This window comes from Thermococcus radiotolerans (assembly GCF_002214565.1).
Classification (GTDB): domain Archaea; phylum Methanobacteriota_B; class Thermococci; order Thermococcales; family Thermococcaceae; genus Thermococcus; species Thermococcus radiotolerans.
Genome location: NZ_CP015106.1, coordinates 23,009 through 41,760, shown reverse-complemented (window position 1 = coordinate 41,760; position 18,752 = coordinate 23,009). Strand labels below are relative to the sequence as shown.

The 18,752-nt window shown below is 57.3% G+C and carries 24 protein-coding genes; 14 read left to right on the top strand and 10 right to left on the bottom strand.

Features of this window, described 5'->3' with window-relative positions; translation table 11 throughout:
• Positions 1 to 323: 323 nt before the first annotated feature.
• The 4 genes from A3L10_RS10265 (at position 324) to A3L10_RS00250 (ending at position 4,153) form a co-directional block, all read left to right on the top strand.
• Positions 324 to 479 carry a hypothetical protein gene (locus A3L10_RS10265; RefSeq protein ID WP_157726843.1) on the top strand — a complete coding sequence of 52 codons (156 nt, stop codon included), beginning with the start codon at positions 324 to 326 and terminating at the stop codon, positions 477 to 479.
• A 111-nt stretch (positions 480 to 590) separates the two neighbouring features.
• Positions 591 to 1,076 carry an Hsp20/alpha crystallin family protein gene (locus tag A3L10_RS00260; RefSeq protein ID WP_088865870.1) on the top strand — a complete coding sequence of 162 codons (486 nt, stop codon included), beginning with the start codon at positions 591 to 593 and terminating at the stop codon, positions 1,074 to 1,076.
• Positions 1,077 to 1,178: 102 nt separating this feature from the next.
• The gene (locus A3L10_RS00255) at positions 1,179 to 3,569 is read left to right on the top strand and encodes a CDC48 family AAA ATPase (protein ID WP_088865869.1); all 2,391 of its coding nucleotides are present in this window, start codon (positions 1,179 to 1,181) and stop codon (positions 3,567 to 3,569) included.
• An 86-nt stretch (positions 3,570 to 3,655) separates the two neighbouring features.
• Complete coding sequence (locus A3L10_RS00250; RefSeq protein ID WP_088865868.1) at positions 3,656 to 4,153, top strand: transposase; 498 nt, start codon at positions 3,656 to 3,658, stop codon at positions 4,151 to 4,153.
• Between the two features lies 1 nt (position 4,154).
• Here the strand turns inward: A3L10_RS00250 and A3L10_RS10260 are convergent, their stop codons facing one another.
• Positions 4,155 to 4,325 carry a hypothetical protein gene (locus A3L10_RS10260; protein WP_157726841.1) on the bottom strand — a complete coding sequence of 57 codons (171 nt, stop codon included), beginning with the start codon at positions 4,323 to 4,325 and terminating at the stop codon, positions 4,155 to 4,157.
• A gap of 173 nt (positions 4,326 to 4,498) precedes the next feature.
• On the bottom strand, positions 4,499 to 4,648 hold the full coding sequence (locus A3L10_RS10310) for a hypothetical protein (protein WP_014013562.1): 150 nt from the start codon (positions 4,646 to 4,648) through the stop codon (positions 4,499 to 4,501).
• 64 nt (positions 4,649 to 4,712) lie between these two features.
• On the opposite strand from A3L10_RS10310, the gene A3L10_RS00245 reads away from it, so the two are divergent.
• Positions 4,713 to 5,111, top strand: coding sequence for a M67 family metallopeptidase (locus A3L10_RS00245; RefSeq protein WP_088865867.1), 399 nt, complete (start codon positions 4,713 to 4,715; stop codon positions 5,109 to 5,111).
• A 2-nt stretch (positions 5,112 to 5,113) separates the two neighbouring features.
• Here A3L10_RS00245 and mobB read toward each other — a convergent pair whose 3' ends face one another.
• Both mobB and A3L10_RS00235 read right to left on the bottom strand, forming a co-directional pair.
• Positions 5,114 to 5,848, bottom strand: coding sequence for a molybdopterin-guanine dinucleotide biosynthesis protein B (mobB, locus tag A3L10_RS00240; protein ID WP_088865866.1), 735 nt, complete (start codon positions 5,846 to 5,848; stop codon positions 5,114 to 5,116).
• Positions 5,849 to 5,857: 9 nt separating this feature from the next.
• Complete coding sequence (locus tag A3L10_RS00235; protein WP_088180804.1) at positions 5,858 to 6,073, bottom strand: LSm family protein; 216 nt, start codon at positions 6,071 to 6,073, stop codon at positions 5,858 to 5,860.
• A 62-nt stretch (positions 6,074 to 6,135) separates the two neighbouring features.
• Here A3L10_RS00235 and A3L10_RS00230 point away from each other — a divergent pair, with 62 nt between their 5' ends.
• Both A3L10_RS00230 and A3L10_RS00225 read left to right on the top strand, forming a co-directional pair.
• Positions 6,136 to 6,963 carry a hypothetical protein gene (locus A3L10_RS00230; protein ID WP_088865865.1) on the top strand — a complete coding sequence of 276 codons (828 nt, stop codon included), beginning with the start codon at positions 6,136 to 6,138 and terminating at the stop codon, positions 6,961 to 6,963.
• Positions 6,964 to 7,069: 106 nt separating this feature from the next.
• The gene (locus A3L10_RS00225; protein ID WP_088865864.1) at positions 7,070 to 8,377 is read left to right on the top strand and encodes an ATP-binding protein; all 1,308 of its coding nucleotides are present in this window, start codon (positions 7,070 to 7,072) and stop codon (positions 8,375 to 8,377) included.
• Positions 8,378 to 8,392: 15 nt separating this feature from the next.
• On the opposite strand, the gene A3L10_RS00220 is transcribed toward A3L10_RS00225, so the two are convergent.
• Positions 8,393 to 9,094, bottom strand: a complete 702-nt coding sequence (locus tag A3L10_RS00220) for a 6-hydroxymethylpterin diphosphokinase MptE-like protein (protein WP_088865863.1) — start codon at positions 9,092 to 9,094, stop codon at positions 8,393 to 8,395.
• Positions 9,095 to 9,223: 129 nt separating this feature from the next.
• Between A3L10_RS00220 and A3L10_RS00215 the strand changes: the two genes are divergently transcribed.
• Genes A3L10_RS00215 through A3L10_RS00195 form a run of 5 tightly spaced genes read left to right on the top strand, consistent with a single transcriptional unit; the run spans position 9,224 to position 14,667 of the window.
• On the top strand, positions 9,224 to 10,777 hold the full coding sequence (locus tag A3L10_RS00215) for an ABC transporter substrate-binding protein (RefSeq protein WP_088865862.1): 1,554 nt from the start codon (positions 9,224 to 9,226) through the stop codon (positions 10,775 to 10,777).
• 48 nt (positions 10,778 to 10,825) lie between these two features.
• A complete protein-coding gene (locus tag A3L10_RS00210) occupies positions 10,826 to 11,845 on the top strand; it encodes an ABC transporter permease (RefSeq protein WP_198362075.1) in 1,020 nt (339 codons plus the stop codon).
• Between the two features lie 10 nt (positions 11,846 to 11,855).
• Positions 11,856 to 12,704, top strand: coding sequence for an ABC transporter permease (locus A3L10_RS00205; RefSeq protein ID WP_088865861.1), 849 nt, complete (start codon positions 11,856 to 11,858; stop codon positions 12,702 to 12,704).
• 5 nt (positions 12,705 to 12,709) lie between these two features.
• The gene (locus A3L10_RS00200) at positions 12,710 to 13,681 is read left to right on the top strand and encodes an ABC transporter ATP-binding protein (RefSeq protein ID WP_088865860.1); all 972 of its coding nucleotides are present in this window, start codon (positions 12,710 to 12,712) and stop codon (positions 13,679 to 13,681) included.
• Positions 13,678 to 14,667, top strand: a complete 990-nt coding sequence (locus A3L10_RS00195; protein WP_088865859.1) for an ABC transporter ATP-binding protein — start codon at positions 13,678 to 13,680, stop codon at positions 14,665 to 14,667. The genes A3L10_RS00200 and A3L10_RS00195 overlap by 4 nt, the downstream gene beginning before the upstream one ends.
• On the opposite strand, the gene A3L10_RS00190 is transcribed toward A3L10_RS00195, so the two are convergent.
• Positions 14,664 to 15,128, bottom strand: a complete 465-nt coding sequence (locus A3L10_RS00190; protein ID WP_088865858.1) for a Mut7-C RNAse domain-containing protein — start codon at positions 15,126 to 15,128, stop codon at positions 14,664 to 14,666. The two genes, A3L10_RS00195 and A3L10_RS00190, sit on opposite strands and share 4 nt — an antisense overlap.
• A 64-nt stretch (positions 15,129 to 15,192) precedes the next feature.
• On the opposite strand from A3L10_RS00190, the gene A3L10_RS00185 reads away from it, so the two are divergent.
• A complete protein-coding gene (locus tag A3L10_RS00185; RefSeq protein WP_088865857.1) occupies positions 15,193 to 15,942 on the top strand; it encodes an MBL fold metallo-hydrolase in 750 nt (249 codons plus the stop codon).
• Between the two features lie 41 nt (positions 15,943 to 15,983).
• On the top strand, positions 15,984 to 16,547 hold the full coding sequence (locus tag A3L10_RS00180) for a nitroreductase family protein (RefSeq protein ID WP_088865856.1): 564 nt from the start codon (positions 15,984 to 15,986) through the stop codon (positions 16,545 to 16,547).
• Here A3L10_RS00180 and A3L10_RS00175 read toward each other — a convergent pair.
• Genes A3L10_RS00175 through A3L10_RS00160 form a run of 4 tightly spaced genes read right to left on the bottom strand, consistent with a single transcriptional unit; the run spans position 16,534 to position 18,717 of the window.
• Positions 16,534 to 16,986 carry a protein-tyrosine phosphatase family protein gene (locus A3L10_RS00175; RefSeq protein WP_088865855.1) on the bottom strand — a complete coding sequence of 151 codons (453 nt, stop codon included), beginning with the start codon at positions 16,984 to 16,986 and terminating at the stop codon, positions 16,534 to 16,536. The genes A3L10_RS00180 and A3L10_RS00175 overlap by 14 nt on opposite strands.
• A gap of 1 nt (position 16,987) precedes the next feature.
• A complete protein-coding gene (locus tag A3L10_RS00170; protein ID WP_088865854.1) occupies positions 16,988 to 17,317 on the bottom strand; it encodes a methionine--tRNA ligase subunit beta in 330 nt (109 codons plus the stop codon).
• A gap of 49 nt (positions 17,318 to 17,366) precedes the next feature.
• Positions 17,367 to 18,032, bottom strand: coding sequence for a carbon-nitrogen hydrolase family protein (locus tag A3L10_RS00165; protein WP_088865853.1), 666 nt, complete (start codon positions 18,030 to 18,032; stop codon positions 17,367 to 17,369).
• Entirely contained in the window at positions 18,001 to 18,717 is a 717-nt protein-coding gene (locus A3L10_RS00160; protein ID WP_088865852.1) for a carotenoid biosynthesis protein, read from the bottom strand. Before A3L10_RS00160 ends, A3L10_RS00165 begins: the two co-directional genes overlap by 32 nt.
• Between the last annotated feature and the right edge of the window lie 35 nt (positions 18,718 to 18,752).

Below are 18,752 nucleotides of genomic sequence, written 5' to 3'. Positions count from 1 at the left end.
AATCTTCCAAAAATTCGGGCGAAAAACTAATATTTTTCAAAGTCCCATAGCCATGGTGGAACCCGTTATCCAACGATAGCATCACGCGGCAGTGCCCGAATCCCGCCCCGAAAAACAGGTCGGATGTGCCAACAAGCCAGAGGGGGTGGTAGCCAAGCGCCCTTTCCCCTTCTTTCACCTCCGGGGGTGAGCGGATGGAGACTTTAACCAGACGAAGGTTTCGTCCGAAATGGGTAGCCGGACTGAGACCCCGGCTTGAGGAGGTTTTGAATAACGGAATCAGCAGGGGTTCTCTTCTCGGGAGGGGTCGGATAGTCAGCGATATGCTCGAGGTTACGGAGCTAGTCTTGGTGAACGAGTCCAGGGAAGTGGAGATCAGGGTTGAAGGAAAGGAAGTGACGTTCGTGTACCCCCTCCGGGGAAACGAGAGCTTTGATGATGTTTACTACCCGCTCGTCCGCATGCTGAGCAACCTTTGATCTTTCCCATTCTCCGATTTTAGTCACCGATGCACATTAAAAGACGAAAAACTTTATAAACCTTGAGCTTTTAGTTACTAGTGGTAACCAAAAGGTTGAGGGGGTGAGAGCATGGTCTGGAGGAGGGACCGCTACTGGGACCCCTTCGACCTGATGAGGGAGATTCAGGAGGAGATCGACGCCATCTTCAGGGACATCATGCGCGGACCGAGGCTTTGGAGCACCAGAGAGCCAGAGCGCTACGAGTTCGTGGGTGAGACCTGGCGCGAGCCCTTCGTGGACATCTTCGACCGCGGTGACAGGTTCGTCATAACGGTTGAACTGCCTGGAGTACGCAAGGAGGACATCAAGCTCCGCGTTACCGAGGACACCGTCTACCTCGAGGCCCAGGTGAAGCGCGAGAAGGAGCTTGAGACCGAGGGAGCGATAAAGATCGAGCGCTACTACAGCGGTTACAGGAGGGTCATCAGGCTCCCCGAGGAGGTCATCCCGGAGAAGACCAAGGCCCGCTACAACAACGGCGTCCTCGAGATAGAGATACCCAAGAAGGCCCCCAGGAAGGAGGAGGGAGAGGGCTTCGAAGTCAAGATTGAGTGACCTTTCGTTGTTTCCCATTTTGCTCCGCCCTCCTACCCCAGGTAAAATAAAAACATTGAATCTCACGATCATCGGTCATGAAAAGTTTGGAGGTGATGAAAGATGACCGAAAAGAGGGAAGTTAAGCTCAAGGTCGCCTCTGCCTACCAGAGGGACGTTGGGAGGGGAATAGTAAGAATAGACCGCAAGTCAATGCGCGATATTGGAGTCCAGAGCGGTGATATCATCGAGATAATCGGAACCAAGAACACCGCTGCCGTTGTCTGGCCGGCTTATCCGGAGGACGAAGGGCTGGGCATCATCAGAATGGACGGAACCATAAGGAAAAACTCCGGTGTCGGCCTCGGTGACGAGGTTACGGTGAGAAAGGCCGAGGTCAAGGAGGCGAAGAAGGTCATAGTGGCCCCGACCGAACCCATACGCTTCGGCCACGACTTCGTTGAGTGGTTCCACAGCAGGCTCGTCGGAAGGCCCGTCGTCAGGGGAGACTACATCAAGGTCGGCATCCTCGGCCAGGAGCTCACCTTTGTGGTCACCGCGACGACCCCGGCTGGAATAGTCCAGATAACCGAGTTCACCGAGTTCATGGTCAGCGAGAAGCCAGTCAAGGAGGTCTCCAAGACTGCCGCGCTAGGAGTGACCTATGAGGACATCGGCGGCCTCAAGGATGTCATCCAGAAGGTCAGGGAGATGATTGAGCTCCCGCTCAAGCACCCGGAGATATTCGAGAAGCTCGGCATCGAGCCGCCTAAGGGTGTCCTGCTCTACGGTCCGCCCGGAACGGGTAAGACACTCCTCGCAAAGGCAGTAGCGAACGAGGCGAACGCTCACTTCATTGCGATAAACGGCCCCGAGATAATGAGCAAGTACTACGGCGAGAGCGAGGAGCGTCTCAGGGAGGTCTTCAAAGAAGCTGAAGAGAACGCGCCGGCGATAATCTTCATCGACGAGATCGACGCCATCGCCCCGAAGAGGGAGGAGACCCACGGCGAGGTCGAGAAGCGCGTAGTCAGCCAGCTGCTCACGCTGATGGACGGCCTCAAGAGCCGCGGAAAGGTCATAGTCATAGGCGCAACCAACAGACCGGACGCCATAGACCCGGCCCTCAGGAGGCCAGGAAGGTTCGACCGCGAGCTCGAGGTCGGCGTTCCCGACAAGAAGGGCAGGAAGGAGATACTTCAGATACACACCAGGGGAATGCCCATCGAGCCCGAGTTCAGGAGGGGCAGGGTCATCGAGATACTCGAGGAGCTGGAGAGGAACGACGCCTACCGCGAGAGCGCCGAGAGGGCCCTGATGAAGGTTAAGAACGCGAATGATGAGGAGATTCCGGAGATACTCAGGAGCATAGACGAGAAGCTCTACGACGAGGTCAAGGCCAGGCTTATCGATGGACTCCTCGAGGAGCTGGCCGAGGTCACCCACGGATTCGTCGGTGCCGACTTAGCCGCACTCGCGAGAGAGGCAGCCATGGCCGCCCTGAGGAGGCTCATCAAGGAGGGCAAGATAGACTTCGAGGCAGAGCACATACCCAAGGAAGTCCTTGAGGAGCTCAAGGTCACCAGGAAGGACTTCTACGAGGCCCTCAAGATGGTCGAGCCGTCAGCCCTCAGAGAGGTGCTCCTGGAGGTTCCGAACGTCCACTGGGAGGACATAGGTGGCCTTGAGAACGTGAAGGAGGAACTCCGCGAGGCCGTCGAGTGGCCGCTCAAGTACCCGGAGGCCTTCATGGGACTCGGAATTACCCCGCCGAAGGGAATACTCCTCTACGGTCCGCCCGGAACGGGTAAGACTCTCCTGGCCAAGGCCGTGGCGAACGAGAGCGAGGCGAACTTCATAGCCATCAAGGGACCCGAGGTACTCAGCAAGTGGGTCGGCGAGAGCGAGAAGAACATCAGGGAGATATTCAGGAAGGCTAGGCAGGCGGCTCCGACGGTGATATTCATAGACGAGATTGATGCAATCGCCCCGCGCAGGGGAACCGACGTCAACCGCGTAACCGACAGACTCATCAACCAGCTGCTCACGGAGATGGACGGAATCCAGGAGAACAGCGGAGTGGTCGTCATTGCCGCAACGAACAGGCCGGACATCATAGACCCGGCCCTGCTTAGACCGGGCAGGTTCGACAGACTCATACTAGTTCCGGCGCCGGACGAGAAGGCCAGACTGGAGATATTCAAGGTGCACACCAGGAACGTGCCGCTCGCGGAGGACGTCGAGCTCGAAGAGCTGGCGAAGAAGACGGAAGGATACACCGGAGCGGACATCGAGGCGGTGGTCAGGGAGGCCGCGATGCTGGCCATGCGCAGGGGACTGCAGGAGGGCATCATCAGGCCCGGCATGAAGGCCGACGAGATAAGGCAGAAGGTCAAGGTAACGATGAAGGACTTCGAGGAGGCCATGAAGAAGATAGGCCCGAGCGTGGGCGAGGAGACCATGGAGTACTACAGGAAGATTCAGGAGCAGTTCAAGCAGTCCCGCGGAGCATGATCCAGCGAACGAATGTTCGCGCGGGGCGAGGGGATGAACTTCCCCCAATCTTTTAACTTTGAAGCCGACTCTTCTACGGTGGTCCCATGAACGTTAGAAGGCTTGAGGTTCTTTTCGCACTCACGCTGATTCTGATGATGTACATCTATCCGCTGGCTGTCGTAGGCCTCTGGCTCCTCATGGGGGAGCTCCCGGAGTACAGGGAGGCCATCAAAAGGTCGCTCATCGTTTTCATCGCGTCACTCCTCCTCTACGGGGCGAAGGTGCCCCTTGGAATCTCCGGATGGAGCAAAACCCTTGGAATAACCCCAGTGGAAGCGAGCCCCGCGGTGCTGAACACCGTCCACGTGGTCTTTCTTGTCCTGCAGTTCTTGAGCCTCTACTTCCTCTATCGCGCCCTCTCACGGATGTCCGACAACACCGGGGCGGAGATGCTGAAGACGGGCGGGCTCATGCTCCTGGTCGCCATACCGCTCCACTTCGCCACGATAACCGCGTACTTCGCGGCGACGTGGATGGGTCTCATCCTGATAATCTACGGGCTTGAGCAGACGGTCGGTCCGCCCAATATTGGGAGGGCGTAGCTCAGGCCACCCACTCGAGCTCGTAGCCCCTCGCGCGGAGCTTTTCCATTTCTTCCCGCGCTATCCTCTCAGCCTTCTTTATGTCGTTGGTGACGACTATCCTCTCCCTGGGGAGGGTGTTGTTCATGTAGTAGACGATTCTCACGAGCATGCCATCACCCCAGTATATCACTGCGAGTGATAGAAAAAATTGGAAGGATTTAAAAACATTGTTGCACAGATTTCGACATTAACGCACATAGCAGTCCAGACTAAAATATACGTTGGTGTGCATCATCGTCGCGATAGCCACAAGTGTCGCTCCGCCGCAGGGAGTGCCGGAAAGAATAATTTGGGGAAGAAGAATCACTCGATCTTCTCCAGCTCGAAGACCCTTGCGTCCTTCCGCTTCATTTCCCTTATCGCCATCCTCCTAGCTTCATCAGCGCTGTCGGCGTGAAGGATCATGGTTTCGCCGTGGTTTTCCCCACCGTGGAGTGTAAGGGCCCATTTCATTGTATCACCGGCAAAGACCTCTCGGCGCTCCAAAACTTATAAGGTTAACGGGAAATTTCTTGACATGATGATGGTTATTCGCCGGGAAGATTTAAAGCGGATTATCAAAGCGGCGGAAAATTCGCGGATTGAAATATGCAGCATGCTCTTCGGCCGCAGGAACGGGGAGCGGATTGAAGTCGAGGAAGTCCGCTTCGTCCCCAACAGGCTGAACTCAGCCACCGCCTTCGAGATGGAGCCGGTCGAGATGGTGGAGGCCATAGACCTAGCCGAGGAACGGGGCCTTGAGGTTGTCGGCATCTTCCATTCCCACCTGAAGTGCCCGCCGAGGCCGAGCGGCGGGGACTTGAAGGGCATGAGGCTCTGGCCGGTCGTCTGGCTGGTAGTCGACGAGAAGGGAAACTACGGGGCCTTTGTGCTGGAAAAGGACAAAATTCGGGAGGTAGGGGTTGAGGTCGTCTGACTTCAATCGTCCCTAATCACGATCTCTATCCTTCTCCCCTCGCGGTAGCCCTTCATCGCCGAGAGCATTCCCTTTATCGTCTTCTCAACCAGCTCCTGCACCCAGTCCTTCATAGGAAGAACCTGGCCGTCTATTCTAACGGCCACCTTCGGCTTCTGACTGAGAACCACACAGTCCTTGGTCGTCTTCTCGCCCCTCACTATCATCCTCGCCATCTCGGCGCACTCAAAGCCGCAGAGGCCGCAGTCTATGTTGGGGAGCATGAATGCCCTCTTCTCCACCAAATCCGCGAGCCTCTCCGGCTCCTTGGTGGCGTCTATGACGGGAAGGCCCTCAACCTCATCCCCGCCGGCAGAGGCTATAACGCCGCTCACCGCTATGGCAAGGCCGTCGTTGAGCTCCCTCACGTCCTCCTCGTTCCTCGCGCATATTACCTTGGGAACGTGCTGAATCGATTTGAATCCCTCGAGCAGGAGGAAATCGGCGGAAACCATCGAGAACAGCGCGTTGATGTCCTTGGCGTTGAAGAGGAGGGCATCTGTATCGTTCGCCCTTACCAGGACGGCATCGGCGACCTTTGAGAAGCGCCACGTATCGCTCCCTTCCCTGTCGAAGTCGGCGTGCATGCTCTTGGCCACCGCAACGCGGTAGCCTCTCTCCTTGAGGACCCTCGCGACGGCCTCAACAGTCGTCGTTTTCCCGCTCTTCTTGAAGCCAACGAAGGCGATGCCCCTCATTCCGATCCCTCACAGGAGCATTATCCAGTTGAGGTCGTCTATCTTCACCACTAGGGCCTTGGCCTTGTTCCCGGCTATGTCCACAACGTCCCTCAGGAGTATGACCTCCTCATCGAAATCCTCCAGGATTCCGGTGAAGGAGTGCTCGTTGCTAACCGCTATCGCAACCCTCTTCCCCTTCCAGGTCTCAAGGGTCTTGTCGAGCAGGTACTGCTTCTCGCCCATGCGCTCACCTCCAGAAACCAAAAACCTATAAGGCTTTTAACCGTTTCCGGTTCGGTGATAGAATGAGGTTCGTCACGAAGAGTGAATCCGTAAAGAAATCGTTTTTCGAAGACCTGAGAAGGGAAGGCATCAAGTTCGAGCTTCATGAGAGACTCGGATACGAGGCGTTCGTTGGGTACCTGCTCGAGGGAACCCTTGAGGAGATAAGCGCGCAGATAGACGTCATAGAGGGGGCCGACAGGGAGGCCCTCAGGGAGGGCTTCGTTTCGTTCAAGGAGAGCCTCAACCACATACTGGAGCACATCAAGGTCGGCGAGAGGTTCGAGACCCTCCTCCAGGAGGGCCCATGGGTGGCTGAACTCCTCGACCAGCTCACGAGGAACGGCGCCATAGACTACAGCGACGGCGTCATCAAGCTGAGGGAAGGCGTTGACGTCACGAAGCTCCGCTTCGAGTTCAAGTTCCCCTTCAACCTCGTCCACAGCCCCGAGAGCGCCGAGAGAATAGCCAAGCAGTTCGCCTTCGCAGACCTCACCATGGAGTACGAGTTCGAGATACTCGAGCTGGACATAGCCAAGATAAACACCCTCGGAAAAATCGCATCGCGCTACTTCCCCGAGGACTACCTCCTCAAGGTCTACTTCGCACTGATAGGCCGCTCGATTCTCTCAGGGGAGATACTCAAGTCCCTCGGCAACGAGAAGGTTCCGGAGGAGGAGCTGGTCAAGGGATTCGTGAGGGCCTCACCCATCTCAATACCCACCGAGAAGGGAACCCTGGTCATCAACTACTCTCCAAAGGCCGTCGAGGAGGTCCTCCGCTTCCTCAAGAGGGCCGGCTACGTCGAGATAAAAGCCGGAAAGGTCAAGAAGCTCAAGGACCTAGTCTAATAAACTTCCGCTTTCTATGTTCTACTTTTGAATTCTCGATAATCGCCCACCTGTGGGAACAAACGTTTATAAGTTGGTTCAATATAATGACTAAAGTGGTGGTGTTATGGTTCAACCAGATGACCTAATCGTGGAGCACCTAACGAACACTCCCTCCCTTCTCACTCCATACAACAAGCCCCATAAGAGACACCTCTATGGCTGGCTGTCCTCGAAGGTTGGGAGGTACCTGAAGGGTGGAAACCCCGACACAATCCTCCTGCTCGGAATCAGGGGAGTTGGAAAAACGACCCTGCTCGCCCAGCTGTACTTTGAAGCCTTGAAAAAGGTCGACCCCAACGGGGTTCTCTACCTCTCCCTCGACCGGCTGAGGGCCCTCGGCCTAGAGCTGCTGGAGGTGGTTGAGGCGTACAAGCGACTGGTAAGGCCCGAGAAGGCGGTGCTCCTCCTCGACGAGGTTCAGTACGAGAAGGATTGGGATTTGAAGATCAAGCTCCTCCACGACGAACGTAGGTTCTTCATAATAGCAACAGGCTCTTCAGCGATAAAGCTCAGGGAAAGCCCGGATCTCGCGAGGAGGGCCCTTCACAGGGAGCTCTTTCCGATGACCTTCCAGGAGTACCACCACCTCAAAACGGGCCGGGAACTGCCGGAACTCATGGGGAGAATCATGAGAGGGGAAGAAATCCCGATGCCCCCTGTGATGGCGGACGTCGAGACCTACGTCAGGACCGGCGCGATGCCGCTCGCCCTCGAAATGGAAGAATGGGAGGTTTACGAACGATTGACGGCGATGCTCGACCGCGTTGTCTACCGCGACCTGCGGGAGGTTCACGAGTTCGACGCCGAAACGCTCGACCGAGCCTTCGACCTGCTCCACCTTCTCGCGACCCCGAAGGGTGAGCGCTTCAGCTACGAGAGGCTGTCAAAAACCCTCGGGCTGGCCAAGGGGACCGTTATGAAGCTGGTCGATGCTTTGGAGAAGGCCGGCCTCGTGCAGAGGATTCCACCCTGCGGTTCTCCCGCGAAGGCCATCCGGAAAAGCCCCAAAATCAAGTTCCTCGCGGTTCCGATCAAGTCGGCCCTGCTCTTCAGCTCGGGCTTCAACCTCAACAGAAAGGAGGTCTTCGCTTCTCTGCTCGAAGACGTCGTGGCATTCTACCTGTTCCTCCTCTCAAAATCGGGAAACGGCAGGCTGTGCTACGAGCCCGGCAGGGGCGGAGCGGACTTCGTCCTTGAGCTGAACGGGGAAAGGGTTGTCGTCGAGGTCGGTCTCGGCAAGCTTCGGAAGGACCAGGTGGAGAGAAGCATGGAACGCCTGGGGGCAGAGAGGGGAATCGTGCTGGGTGAGAGATACGAGATAAGCGAAAGGGTGGCGTTTTACCCCTGGAAGGTCTTTGTGGCAGGGTTCTGACCGATAGTTGCCGTTTCAAAGGGTCAGATAATCAATCCTCGCCTCTCCATTCTTCTCCAGCCATTCCAGCAGTTCCTTCGCGAACTCGAACTTCTTCCTCTTGCTCTCCCATATCGGGGCGTGCTCCCTTAAGCCAGGCTTGCTCCACCTCCCCACGGTCTCACCGAAGTCGAAGCCGACCAGAACTATCTCCCTCGCGCCCAGTTCCTCGGCCAGAAAAGCGGCCCTGTCGCCGTCGGTAAAGCCGCCGAAGTTGTAGACGATGTCCAGCGGTTCCGTCTGGGTCGTCCCCAGGACCCTCGAGAAGAGAGGCACGTAGGCGGTCAGTTTATCCACGTTGTCCCCATGGGCGTGAACTGCCATAAACGCTCCCCGGTCGTTCGCCAGCTTCAGGTCGGGAATCCTACCGTCAAGGTCGGAGACGATGATGTCCGGCACCATATCGTGTTCCAGGAGTGCGGAGGTTGCCCCATCGGCGGCTATCAACGTCCCATCTGAGAAATCAAACTTCCGGAGGGCATCCTCCAGGCTGGGCCCGCAGCCGAAGACGTATGCCTTTCTCCCGACGACGGTCGCCAGCTCGTCCCGCAGGATGTACTCGTCCCCCTCGAGGAGGAGCGCCCTGAGGATTCTAGCGGCCCTTCTATCAGCCTCAATCGAGTACCCCATGTCCCGAACGATGCGGAGATAGAAGGGCTTCCATTCTTCCCAGTCCATGGAGGAAGATCGGGTAGGGCATATATCAACTTTTGCCTCCCATCAAGTTCGAACTCCGTCGGTTCGATAATGAGCACTACGAAAGGTTTAAATCCATAGATGCCCGTAAATATCCATCGGTGACACCTTATGCGACGGCAGTACGCGACATTGGCTCTGGTGTTTTTGGTTGTTTTTTCGGTCGTGGCCAGCGGCTGTATAAGCGGCGGTGGCGGCGAAGAAAAACCAACGACGATAGTTATTGGAGTCACTGACAAGGTAACGGACCTCGACCCGGCGAACGCCTACGACTTCTACACCTGGGAGGTTCTCAACAACGTCATGGAGGGTCTGGTGAAGTACAAGCCGGGAACGCTGGAAATCGAGCCAGCTTTAGCCGAGAACTGGGAGGTCAACGAGGATTCGACCGTTTGGACCTTCTACCTCAGGAAGGACCTTAAATTCGCGGACGGAACTCCCTTAACCGCGAAGGACGTCGTCAGGAGCATCGAGAGGGTAATGACTATCCAGGGCGACCCGTCCTGGCTCGTCACTGACTTCGTGGACAAGGTTGAAGCGAAGGACGACTACACGGTTGTCTTCTACCTCAAGCAGCCAACCGCATACTTCCTGGCCCTCCTCACGACCCCGCCGTACTTCCCGGTCCACCCCGACTACGCCCCAGACCAGATACAGAGCGACCAGACCGCCGGCGGTGCGGGCCCATACAAGATAACCAAGTGGGTGCGGGATGAGGAGCTCGTCCTCGAGGCCAACCCGAACTACTACGGCGAGAAGCCCAAGACCGAGAAGATAATCATCAAGTTCTACCGCGACGCCTCGACAATGCGCCTCGCCCTCCAGAACGGCGAGATAGACATCGCCTGGAGGACGCTCAGGCCCAGCGACATAGACAGCCTGAAGAAGGACGGAAACTTCAACGTCATAGAGGTTCCGGGCGGATTCATCCGCTACATCTGCCTCAACACCAAGAACGACCCGACGAGCAACGTCAAGGTCAGGCAGGCGCTCGCGGCGGCCGTTGACAGGCCGGAGATAGCCCAGAAGGTCTTCATGGGGACGGTAGAGCCCCTCTACAGCCTGGTTCCGAACGGAATGTGGAGCCACAAGGACGTCTTCAAGACCGCCTACGGCGACGGCAACATAGAGAAGGCCAAGGCCCTCCTCAGCGAGGCCGGTTACTCCGAGAGCAACCCGCTGGAGATACAGCTCTGGTACACGCCGACCCACTACGGCGACACCGAGGCTGACCTTGCCCAGATACTCAAGGAGCAGTGGGAGAAGACCGGAATGATAAAGGTCACCATCAAGAGCGCCGAATGGGGAACCTACACCGACTACGCCAGGAACGGCCAGATGCAGGTCTACCTGCTCGGCTGGTACCCGGACTACCTTGACCCGGACGACTACACCACCCCGTTCCTCAAGAGCACCGCCAACAGCTGGGCCGGAACCGGCTACTCCAACCCGACGATGGACGACCTCCTGAGCCAGGCCCAGAGGCTCAGCGACCAGAACGAGAGGACGAAGCTCTACGAGCAGGTCCAGGACATACTCGCCCAGGACGTTCCCTACATCCCGCTGATACAGGGCAAGCTCTTCGTGGTGACCCAGAAGAACGTCAAGGGAGTAACCATAGGGCCGGACATGATATTCCGCTACTCGACCCTCTACAAGGAGTGATTTCCTTCTTTTACTCCTTTTTGTCTCAATTAACGAAGGGGTGATAACGTGGCCAGGGGACTCGGTCAGTACATAATAATCAGGGCGCTCATGATAATTCCGACGATTCTCATTCTCTACACCCTCGTGTTCTTCTTCCTGAGAATCCTCCCCGGAAACCCCGTTATGGCAGTCGTGGGGACGAAGAACATTCCCCCGGAGCAGCTGGAGCACCTCATGCAGATGGCCGGGCTCGACAAGCCCCTCTACGTCCAGTACTTCGACTACCTCAAGGGCGTCCTCCACGGTGATTTCGGGGTTACGCTGGCTTTTCCAATGGGGAAGCCCGTGTGGGACTACATAGCCCAGCGCTTCCCGGCGACGCTTGAGCTCGCCCTCTGGGCCTTTACCGTCAGCGTGCTCTTGGGCCTCCTTACCGGGGTGATAGGGGCCACCAGGAAGGGGACGAAGACCGACACTGCCATGAGGGTCTACAGCATAATCGCCTACACGCTCTTCATACCCTGGTTCGGCATGATGCTCCAGTACCTCTTCGGCATCCACCTCCACTGGCTGCCCACCTCGGGCAGGCTCGACCCGGGGGTCAACCTCCACACGGTAACCGGCCTCTACGTCCTGGACAGCATCATCACCGGAAACTGGGACGCGCTGGTGAGCTCGGTGAGGCATCTGATTCTGCCGGCGCTCACCCTCGGAATCGTCCTCAGCGGGGCGTACACGAGGCTGGTGAGGAACAACATGGTTGACGTCCTCAGCCAGGACTTCATAAGGGCCTACTACGCCAGGGGTGTTGCCAACAGAAAGGTTATGTGGTACGCGCTGAAGAACGCCTTCATACCCGTCGTTACCCTCATGGGACTCCAGTTCGCCATACTCCTCGGCGGTGCGGTTCTTACCGAGACGACCTTCAGCTGGCCGGGAATGGGAACGTTCCTTGTGGACAGGATAGACTACCGCGACTACAACGCCATCCAGGGTGCGGTGATATTCTTCGCCTTCTTCGTCGGCATCATCAGCCTCATAGTGGACATAGTCTACGCACTGCTCGACCCGAGGGTGAAGTACTGAGGTGGTCAAGATGGAGATAGCAGGAAAACTTACCGAGTTCGTCTTCGGGAAGAAGCCCGGTAGGGGCATGCTCATCTTCGGCATAATCATCGTCCTCATCGTGGTCATAATGGCGATCTTCGCCCCCTGGATAGCGCCCTACGACCCGACTCAGAGTAGCGACGACGTCTTCGCCCCACCGAGCCCGGACCACCTCATGGGGACCAACAGGCTCGGCCAGGACATGTTCTCGAGGATAGTCTGGGGCTCAAGGGTCGTCCTCTACGTCGTATTCATAGCGACGCTGCTCTCGATGGCGATAGGAATTCCCCTCGGACTGCTCTCCGGCTACCACGGTGGAAAAATCGACAGAACGCTGAGCGTGATAATGGACAGCATCTACGCGTTCCCCGCTCTGATCCTCGCGATGGTCATCGCGGTGGTTCTGGGCCCGAGTCCGATAAACACGGCCATAGCGATAAGCTTCGTCTACGTGCCGACCTACTTCAGGATGGTTCGCGGGCAGACCCTCAGCTTCACCGGCCAGCTCTTCGTTGAGGCGGCCCACGCGATAGGCGCGAGGGACAAGGAGGTCATGTTCAAGTACATCCTGCCCAACCTCGCACCAACCATACTGGTAGTCTTCACCCTCAGCGTCGCGGATGCCATACTAACGGAGGCCGGCCTGAGCTTCCTGGGACTGTCTGTAACGCCGCCGACGCCCGACTGGGGATACGACCTGCGCGTCGGCCAGCCGTTCCTGCTCGACGGCTACTGGTGGCTGGTCTTCTTCCCGGGAATAATGATAATGCTCCTGGCCATGGCCTTCGCGCTGATAGGAGAGGCCCTCAGCGAGAGGCTCTCCCTTGGAACGAGGTGATGTGAATGCTGCTGGAAGTCAAAAACCTTAGCATCTACTACTACACCCTCGCTGGGGTCGTCAAAGGGGCCGAGAACGTGACGTTCAACATTGACAGGGGAGAGTGGGTCACCTTCGTTGGGGAGAGCGGAAGCGGAAAATCCACGGTCGCTCACGCGATAATGAACATCGTCCCGTCGCCGGGGAAGATAGTCTCGGGCGAGGTCATCTTCGAGGGAAAGGATCTGCTGAAGATAGGCAAGGAGGAACTTAGGAAGATCCGCGGAAAGGACATCAGCATGATATTCCAGGACCCAATGACCAGCCTCGACCCCCTCAGGAAAGTCGGCGACCAGATGGTCGAGGTCATGACCGTCCACGGCGTCCCGGAGGATGAGGCAAGGGAGAGGGCGAAGGAGCTCCTCGAGAAGGTCAACCTCCCGCCCGACAGGCTCGACTACTACCCCCACCAGCTCAGCGGCGGCCAGAGGCAGAGGATAAGCATAGCGATGGCGATGGCCTTCAACCCGAAGCTCCTCATAGCGGACGAACCGACGACCGCTCTGGACGTTATCGTACAGGACTCCATAATGGACCTCATAGACGCCCTCAAGGCCGAGGGAACGAGCATCTACTTTGTTACCCACGACATCTCACTTGCAGCCGAGAGGAGCGACAAGATAGCCGTCATGTACGCGGGGAAGCTCGTCGAGTTCGGAACCGTTGAGCAGATAGTCGAGAACCCGCTCCATCCGTACACGAAGGCGCTCATCGAGGCGGTTCCGGACCTCTGGAAGGAGAGCGAGGTCAGGGCGATTCCTGGATACCCACCCGACCTGAGGAGCCCGCCTCCGGGCTGCCGGTTCCACCCGAGGTGCCCGGTTTTCAAGGAGCGCTCGACGCTTAAGGACCTCTGCGACGCGGTCGAGCCCGAGATGATAGAGTACGAGAAGGGTCACTTCGTGGCCTGCCATCTCTACGGGGGTGCAGGGAAATGAGCGAACCACTGCTTCGCGTTGAGAACCTGAAGAAGTACTTCCCGGTCAGGCGAAACATCCTGGAGGTTCTCAGGAAGGAGCCGCCGCGCTACGTCAAGGCCGTCGACGGCATCAGTTTCGAGATAGACAGGGGGGAGGTTCTGGCGCTCATCGGCGAGAGCGGCTGCGGTAAAACGACCGCCGGAAGGACCGTTTTGAGGCTCATAGAGCCCACGGACGGCAAGATAATCTTCGACGGGACGGATATAACGGAGCTCTCCCGCGAGGAGATGAGGCCCTTCAGGCGGAGGATGCAGATAATCTTCCAGGACCCCTACGCCAGCCTAAGCCCCAGGATGAAGATCGGCGATGCGATAGCCCATCCGCTCCTCGTCCACGGAATAGCCGAGAAGGAGGAGGCGAAGGAGATAGCCCTCAGAATGCTGAAGCGCGTCGGCCTGACCCCGGAAGATGAGTTCTACGACCGCTATCCCCACCATCTGAGCGGCGGTCAGAGGCAGCGCGTCGTGATAGCCAGGGCGATGGTCCTGAAGCCGGAGTTCGTGGTGGCGGACGAAGCGGTCTCGATGATAGACGTCTCCATGCGCGCCTCGATCCTCGAACTTCTCGAGTCCTTCAGGGAGGAGTACAACCTCAGCCAGCTCTTCATAACCCATGACATAGCGGTCGGCAAGCTCATAGCGGACAGGATAGCGGTGATGTACCTCGGCAAGATAGTCGAGATCGGCCCGACCGAGGAGGTCCTGAAGAACCCCGCCCACCCGTACACGATGGCCCTCATCCAGGCGGTTCCATCGATAGCGCGTAGGAAGAAGGAGAAGAAGCTCAAGATAACCGGAGAAGTACCCAACGCCGCCAACCCGCCGAAGGGATGCCGCTTCCATCCAAGATGTCCGTTCTCGAGCGAGGTCTGCATAGCCCACGAGCCGGAGCTGGTGGAGATAGGCCACAACCACTTCGTTGCCTGCCACCATCCGCTTCACTAGCCTTCTTTTCTTAATTTCCGGTCTATTTTCAGCATCTCCCTCCACTGCCTTCCCGGCCAGTAGATTTGACCGCAGTTCTCGCAGACGTAGAACTCATCGTATTTTTTATAGACGCTCTCGGGAACCTTCCCCCTGACTTCCTCTTTTGAGGCACGCCTTATTGGGCCGTTGCACTTGGGACAGCGGGCGTTCGCCGGAAAAAGCTCCCTGAATTCCACACCAAAACGCCTGAGTTCCTCGACCTGCCCCTCAAGGGAGTTCGAGTTCAGCAGGATTGATTCAACCCCGAACTTCTCCGCCCTCTTCGCAAGGCCCGAGTCCCTGGTCAGGAGAACCCGGTTCTCAGCCAGGGCAACCCGGAGTATCTCATCGTCATCTTCAATGCCGTAGAGCGTGTCGTAGCCGTACAGCCGGAGCCACCTCGCGAGTCGGCCGAGCATCATGTCCGCTATGAACTTCATGTTCAGGAGTTGGTGGCAATCCTTATAAGGGAACTATTTCACAGCCATGAAATAGGTGGTGGGTTTGATAGTCTACTTCATCGGCACCGGTGGGAGCGAGGGAATTCCGGCGCACCTCTGCACCTGCCCGACATGCAGCGAGGCGAGGAAGTTCGGCTTCGCCCAGAGGAGGCCTTCAACGCTGGCCATCATAACCGAAACTGGAAAAGCCGTTCTCTTCGACGTTGGAACCGACATAAGGGACTTCCTGAACGTTCCGCTGGAGGCAATTTTCCTCACCCACTGGCACCACGACCACATCTACGGCCTCTACAAGCTCAGATGGATGGCCTTAGAAACGCCGCTCTACGCGCCGGAGGGACACGCCGATGCTCTAATTCTCCGCGAGCCCAAGAACCTTCAGCCGAGAACGATAAAACCCGGGGACACCGTTGAACTCGACACCCTTAAAATCACCGCCTTCCGGCTAAACCACCAGGTCGAGACCCTCGGATATCTCATCGAGGAGGACGGAAAGAGAGTGGCACTCATCTACGACACCAAGGGCCTGCCGGAATCAACGGAGGACTTCCTGAGGAGGAACTCACCCCTCAGGCTGGCGATAGTTGACGCGACATATCCACCGGGGACGGACGACCCCTATCACAACAACGTCGATGAGGCTGCGGAGATTGGACTCGAGCTCGCTGAGAGGACCGTCCTCAGCCACATCTCCCATAAGAACCTGCCCTTCCTAAAGCTGACGGAGTACGTGAGGAGACGGTGGAGAAACAAAGTCCTGGTAGCCTACGACGGCATGGTGTTCTACGTCTAAACGTTTTTATCCGTTTCCGCCCAAAGGGAACCGGTGATGCCATGCGCGTTCTTGAGCTGGCGAAGCGGAGAAAGACCGTGAGGGGGTTTCTCCCGGAGAGACCGCCAAAGGAAGATTTAATGAAGGCCATCAAGGCAGCAAAGGAAGCGCCGAGCGGTATGAACGCCCAGCCCTGGAAGTTCGTAATCATCGACGACGACTGGCTGAAGGGGAAGATAAGGGAGCTCTGCGAGGGCGAAGAGGAGAAGTTCTACTCCAGAACCAAGGGTGACCTGATGGCGTGGCTGAACGCCAGGGGCTTTAAGCCCGAGAAGCCCTTCCTCAGCGAGGCCCCGTATCTGATCCTCGTGTTTGGACACACAAAGGCCCCGTACTGGCTCCAATCAACGTGGATAGCGGTCGGCTACCTTCTCCTTGCACTTGAGGAGCTCGGCCTCGGAACGGTAACCTACACCCCTCCGAATCCGAAACCGATCGAGGAGCTGTTAAACGCACCAAAGGACTACAAGCTCCAGACGATTCTGCCCGTCGGTTATCCAGCAGACCCCAAACCGAAGTACGAGAGGAGAAGGCTCGAAGAGGTGGTGAGCTTCAACGGCTTCTGAGGAGTCTTTCCAGCTCCTTCAGAACACCCATCTGCTCCTCCACCTCAACCGCACCGGGCCGTACCCTGCGAACCCTTCTCAGGGCTTCCCTGAGAGGAAGACCCTTGGAGTACATCACCCAGGCAACGGCAACCGTTCCGCTCCTCCCGAGGCCGCCCATGCAGTGAATCAGAACCTTCTTGCCCTCTGCAACCCTCGCCTCAATCCAGCGGAGGATTTTGAGGAGCTGATCAAGAGCAGGGGCCGAAAAATCCCGAATGGGACTGTGAAGGACCTCAACGCCCCGTTTCTGCCATTCGCTTAGGCTGTAGGGAAGCTCAAACTCCTCAACGAGCACAACCACCGCATCGAACGTTTCGGCAGCTTCGTCTATTTCACTCCTCGCCGGCATCCTCGAGAAGGCAACGTTATCGTCTATGAACTTGGCCGAGCGCCACATGCTACCACACCTTCGTCCCCGCTGGAACCTCCTCCGGAACGGGCAGGAGGTAAACCCTCCCGTCCTCGATTTCCGCCACTATAAGCATGCCCTCGCTCTTCACACCGGAGAACTCCTTCGGCTTCAGGTTGAGGACGAAGATGAACTTTCTCCCTTCGAGCTCTTCCGGACTGTACTGGTCGGCTATGCCCGTTATTATCGTCCTCCGCTCGGTTCCAAAGTCAACGTCGAGCTTTATCAGCTTTTTAGTGCGCCTAAGCTTCCCGGCCTTTCTCACGAGGCCGACGCGGAGGTCAAACTTCCAGAATTCGGAAACATCGTAGAGCTCCATGGAACCACCGGATAATCTTTGGTAGGGCTGGGCTTAAGGGTTTCGGAGCTCAGACCTCTACAACCAGAATCTCCTTCCCCTCCGATGACGCCAGAAGCTTCCCATCGGAGTCGAAGAACCACGCTCCGCCGGGCGGGTGGCTGTTTACGACGAAGGTTTTAGCGCCGAGGAGCCGTACTCGCTCTGCCATCGCCGCGATGTCTTCTTCGCTGGGCTCTCCGTAATCCGGGGAGTACTCCATTGGTACGAAGATGAAGTCCGGTCTTTTCCTCCGAATCCACTTCGCTATCCTCTTGTTGTACAGGTCGCCGCATATGATTATCGCAACCTTCCCGAACTCGGTTCTTGCCGTCTTCACGGTGTTGCCGGTGCAGAACCTCATCGGCTCTTGGAACTTGCGGTGCTTCAGCAGAACCTCACCGTTCCGACCGATCAGCAGGGCGGAGTTGTAGACACAGTTCTTGTAGGGCTCCAAAAGGCCGAATACGATGTAAACGCCCGCCTTCCTAGCAAGCCCGCTCACCCTCTCCACAATTTCGCCGTAAAGCTCCGCTCCGCTGAAGTCCCATTCGGCGAAACCCGTCAGGCAGTATTCCGGGAAGGCAACGAAGTCCGGGCCATGATCCATGGCCTCACTGAACCTCCGCTCGAATTCCCTCCAGTTGGCCTCGAAGTTCCCCACCTCAACCCCCATTGGAACCAAAGCGACCCTCATTCCTCAGCCTCCCTACCGTCAGTGGAACGAGCAAAAGGAACGACAGTGCCAGCGCAATTAGCGTGGGCGTTTTCACGCTCGCCGGAGCGTACAGGGCAAAGGTGAAAGTTTCGAGGAGGTATATAGCTGGCCCGAACCTCTTGAGGCACGAGCATATTGAAGGGCTTGAAAGCCGCTCGTAGAGGTAGAATATGAGGAGCGAGACGAGAAACCAGCCGAGGTAGTTCGTCCAGGGAATTCCGAACCAGTTTATGGACGTTGAGGTCTTCCACACCCAGGCGTTCCAAGACGTCATCAACGGGTCTATGGCGAGGTCAAAGACCATCATGAGTAGGGAGGCGAATAGAAGCCGGCTGACCTTACCAGGAAATAAGAAACTCGCCGCCAGATAGGCGACGGAGCCAAAAATCGCCCAGGCTAGGGGCACGAAGAGGGCGACACCGAAGAGCTGGGGCTGGAGGTTTACGTACTCGTAGCAGCCGAAGGGAAGGCAGAGCCGCGTTCCAATGAGTTCAGCGAGAAATCCGAGGGAGATAGCAAGCCCCACGAGCACGGGCAGGCTCTTCCATTCCCTCCGCGAGAAGAGGGCAAACGCCAAGAAGTACAGTAGGAGGTAAACCGGCGATTTCTTCAGGACGTTGGCAAGGAGTACAAGCAGGAAGGCGGCCTTCAGGCGATTGTTCATGAAGGTGGATTCCCCCACGGAATTATAAGGTTTTG